Raw genomic sequence first — 4,159 nt, 5'->3', positions numbered from 1 at the left:
GTTCCTGCATGACTTCTCCTATGCGGGCTACCGGCTGCGGCAGGCGGAGCCGCCGGTGCGGATGGACCGGGTGCTGGACGTGACGCAGGCGCCGTACTTCGCGGACAACACGGGCGCGTCGGATGTGACGGCGGTGTTGCAGCAGGCCATTGACGACGCGGGGGCCGTGGCGGGCGGCGGGGTGGTGTACCTGCCCCGGGGCACGTACCGGGTGGCGCCGCCCACGGGCAAGGCGTCCGCGCTGTACATCGGCAAGAGCAACGTGGTGCTGCGGGGGCAGGGCGCCACGGCGACGTTCCTCTACAACGCGGCGACGGACATGCGCAGCAAGCGGGTGGTGATGGTGGCCCCGCGCGAGTCCTCCGTGTCCTGGACGTCCGGGGCGACGGGGGCGACGGCGCTCACCCAGGACGCGCCCAACCAAGCGACGCGCGTGCAGGTGGCGAGCGTCACGGGCTACGCGGTGGGGACGTGGGTGGTGGTGCGGGCGGACCTGACGGCGGCGCGCAGCGAGGAGCTCAACATGGGCACCACGTGGACGTCGCTGCCCGGGCCTTCCTTCTACCGGCAGGTGGTGGCGGTGGACGCGGCCACGCGGACGCTGACGCTGGACATCCCGCTGCGCCAGGGGCTGCTCCTGCGCGACGCGGCGCGCGTGTACCGCATCCCCGCGCACCTGTCGGAGGTGGGCATCGAGCACCTGTCCATTGGCATGCGGGAGAACCCCACGCCCGGGACGGGCGAGGAGGACTACACCGTGCCGGGCACGGGCGCGTACGCGATGCACGAGGCGACGGCGGTGCTGATGAACCACGTGGTGGACGGGTGGATCCGCGGCGTCAATTCCTACCGGCCGCCGTCCAACACGCAGGACGTGCACCTGCTGTCCAACGGCATCGACCTGAACTATTCGCGCAACGTCACCGTGGATGCGTGTGAGATGGACAAGCCCCAGTACAAGGGCGGTGGCGGAAACGGCTACCTGTATTCGATTCGGAGCAGTGACAGCCTCATCAAGGACAGCGTGGCGTTTGGCGGGCGGCACAACTTCGACTTCCGCTCCATGCACACCACCGGCAACGTGCTGTTCAACAACCGGGCGTCCAACGGCGAGAAGGTGTCCGACTTCCACATGCACCTGAGCGCGGCGAACCTCGTCGACAACACGACGCTCTACCAGGAGCGCTTCGAGGCGGCGGACCGGACGCCCTACGGCACGACGAGCCACGGCGTCACCACGACGCAGAGCGTGTTCTGGAACACCAATGGGGCGAAGCCCCCGGCCTACGGGGGTACCAGCATCGTGCGCTCGCAGCAGTACGGGCAGGGGTATGTGATTGGCGTGCGTGGCAGCGCGACGGCCGTGGACGTGTCGGTAACGACCAAGACGGCGCCGGCGGACCTGGCGGAGGTGGCGACGTCCGGCAATGAGCTGGTGCCGCAGTCGCTCTACGTGGATCAGGTGCAGAAGCGCCTGGGGCGCGCGGTGGAGCACGAAGCGCAGGCGCTGGTGTACCAGGCGGAGAACCTGAAGCCGACGAGCGCCGGGGACGTGTCGTCCACGGCCGTGGAGACAGGCGCGGAGCTGGGTGGCCTGCGCTACCACAACACGGGCGCCGTGGGCGCGAAGGTGACGTACACGCTCTACCCGCGCACGGTGGGCACGTTCGCGGTGAGCGTGCGCACCAAGCGCAACAGCGCGCGCGGGCAGTACCAGCTGGATGTGGGCGGCGTGGTGGTGGGCGGGACGCGGGACGACTACGCCAGCGCCACGGCCTACGCGGAGGTGGAGCTGGGGACGGTGACGTTCACGGACCTGGAGCCCAAGGCGCTCACGTTCACGGTGGTGGGCAAGAACGCGGCGAGCACGGGCTACAACGTGGCGCTGGACGCCATCCGGCTCGTCCGGCGGTAGGAGGCGGCGCGGCGTCTCTGGGAGACGCGCGCGGACCGGGGTATAGACGGGCCCATGCACGTCTATGCCGCCGCGTTGGCCCAGGAGCTGGGCATCAAGCCGGAGCAGGTGGACCGGACCCTCGCGCTGCACGAGGAGGGGGGCACGGTCCCCTTCATCGCGCGCTACCGCAAGGAGGCCACGGGGGGCCTGGATGAGGTTCAAATCCAGGCCATCCTCGACCGCTCCTCGGAGCGGGCGGAGCTGGATGGGCGGCGCGACACCATCCTGCGCAGCATCGAGGAGCAGGGGAAGCTGACGCCGGAGCTGTCGAAGGCGCTCCAGGCGGCCCGCACGCGCGCGGAGCTGGAGGACCTGTACCTGCCCTACAAGCCCAAGCGCCGCACGCGCGCGGCCATCGCCCGGGAGAAGGGGCTGGAGCCGCTGGCGGACCTGGTGTGGAAGCAGGAGGGGCAGCGCGGGGAGAGCGTGGACGCGCGCGTGAAGCCCTACGTGGACCCGGAGAAGGGCGTCACGGACGTGGCCGCGGCGCTGGCGGGCGCGCGCGACATCTGCGCCGAGCGCGTGGCGGAGGACGCGAAGCTGCGCCGCGAGGCCCGCGACCTGTGCACGCGGCGGGGCACGCTGCGCTCGGACGTGGTGCCGGCGAAGAAGGGCGAGACGACCAAGTTCGAGAACTACTACGGCCACGAGGAGCCGCTGTCCCAGGCGCCGTCCCACCGCGTGCTCGCGCTGCTGCGCGGCGAGGAGGAGGGCGTGCTGAAGGTGAAGCTGGGCCTTCCGGACGACGAGGTGAAGGGGCTGTTCACCGGGCGGGTGGTGACCCGGCCGCAGTCGTTGTTCGCGGGCGAATTGCGCGCGGCGGTGGAGGACGGGTGGGAGCGGCTGATGGGGCCGTCGCTGGAGTCGGAGCTGCGCGCGGAGCTGAAGGAGCGCGCGGACAAGGGCGCCATCGGTGTCTTCGGTGAGAACCTGCGGCACCTGCTCTTGACGCCGCCGGCCGGGGCGCGGGCGGTGCTGGCGTTGGACCCGGGGCTCCGCACGGGCATCAAGCTGGCGATGATGGACGTGACGGGGACGGTGGTGGAGACGACGACGCTGTACTCGGAGCGCAGCGCGGACGAGCGGGCGCGGGCGGCGAAGTTGTTGGAGGCGGTGGTGCGCAAGCACAAGCCGGAGCTGATTGCCGTGGGCAACGGCACGGGCAGCCGCGAGGCCGAAATCTTCACGCGCGACACGCTGAAGGCACTGGGCCTGCAGATTCCCGTGGTGTCGGTGAGCGAGCAGGGGGCGTCCATCTATTCCGCGTCGGAGGTGGCGCGGGAGGAGTTCCCGGAGCTGGACGTGTCGCTGCGCGGGGCGGTGTCGATCGGGCGGCGGTTGCAGGATCCGCTGGCGGAGCTGGTGAAGATCGACCCGAAGAGCATCGGGGTGGGGCAGTACCAGCACGACGTGGACCAGGGCCTGCTCAAGAAGAAGCTGGGCGAGGTGGTGGACTCGTGCGTGAACGCGGTGGGCGTGGACGTGAACACGGCGTCACCGCAGTTGCTGGAGCACGTGTCCGGCGTGGGGCCGTCATTGGCGAAGAAGCTGGTGGCGCACCGGGCGGCGAAGGGGCGCTTCACCACGCGGCGGGAGCTGCTGAAGGTGAGCGGCCTGGGGCCGAAGACGTTCGAGCAGGCGGCGGGCTTCCTGCGCGTGCGAGGGCCGGAGCCGCTGGATTCGAGCGCGGTGCACCCGGAGCGCTACTCCGTGGTGGAGCGGATGGCGAAGGACCTGGGCGTGGACGTGGCCTCGCTGGTGGGCAACGCCGCGCTGGTGCGCAAGATTGAAGCGAAGCGCTACCTGGGACCGGAGCTGGGAGAGCTGACTCTGAAGGACATCCTGGCGGAGCTGGAGAAGCCGAGCCGCGACCCGCGCGGTGACTTCACGGCGCACGCGACGCGCGATGACCTGCGCTCGCTGGAGGACGTGAAGGAGGGGATGGTGTTGCAGGGCACGGTGACGAACGTGACTGCGTTTGGAGCGTTCGTGGACGTGGGCGTGCATCAGGACGGGCTGGTGCACGTGTCGCAGCTGTCCACGCGCTTCATCAAGGATGCGTCGGAGGCGGCGAAGGTGGGCGACCGGTTGACGGTGAAGGTGCTGACCGTGGACCTGGCGCGCAAGCGTCTGGCGTTGTCCGTGAAGGCGCTGCAGGAGGGCGGGGCGCCCCAGGCGTCCGGGAAGCCCGCGGTGGGCGGG

Annotated in this window: 2 protein-coding genes; both read left to right on the top strand. The window is 70.5% G+C overall.

All coding sequences use genetic code 11. The features are described from left to right. A partial coding sequence (locus D7V93_RS39330) for a glycosyl hydrolase family 28-related protein (RefSeq protein ID WP_120648179.1) occupies positions 1-1,915 on the top strand: 1,915 nt, incomplete at its 5' end. A 54-nt stretch (positions 1,916-1,969) separates the two neighbouring features. Then, positions 1,970-4,159: Tex family protein (locus tag D7V93_RS39325; RefSeq protein WP_147451579.1), on the top strand; the 2,190-nt coding region annotated here is incomplete at its 3' end.

The sequence above is a fragment of the Corallococcus llansteffanensis genome (assembly GCF_003612055.1).
Classification (GTDB): Bacteria; Myxococcota; Myxococcia; order Myxococcales; family Myxococcaceae; genus Corallococcus; species Corallococcus llansteffanensis.
Note: the sequence above shows the minus strand (reverse complement) of the source record. Positions and strands in the feature narration are given on the sequence as shown.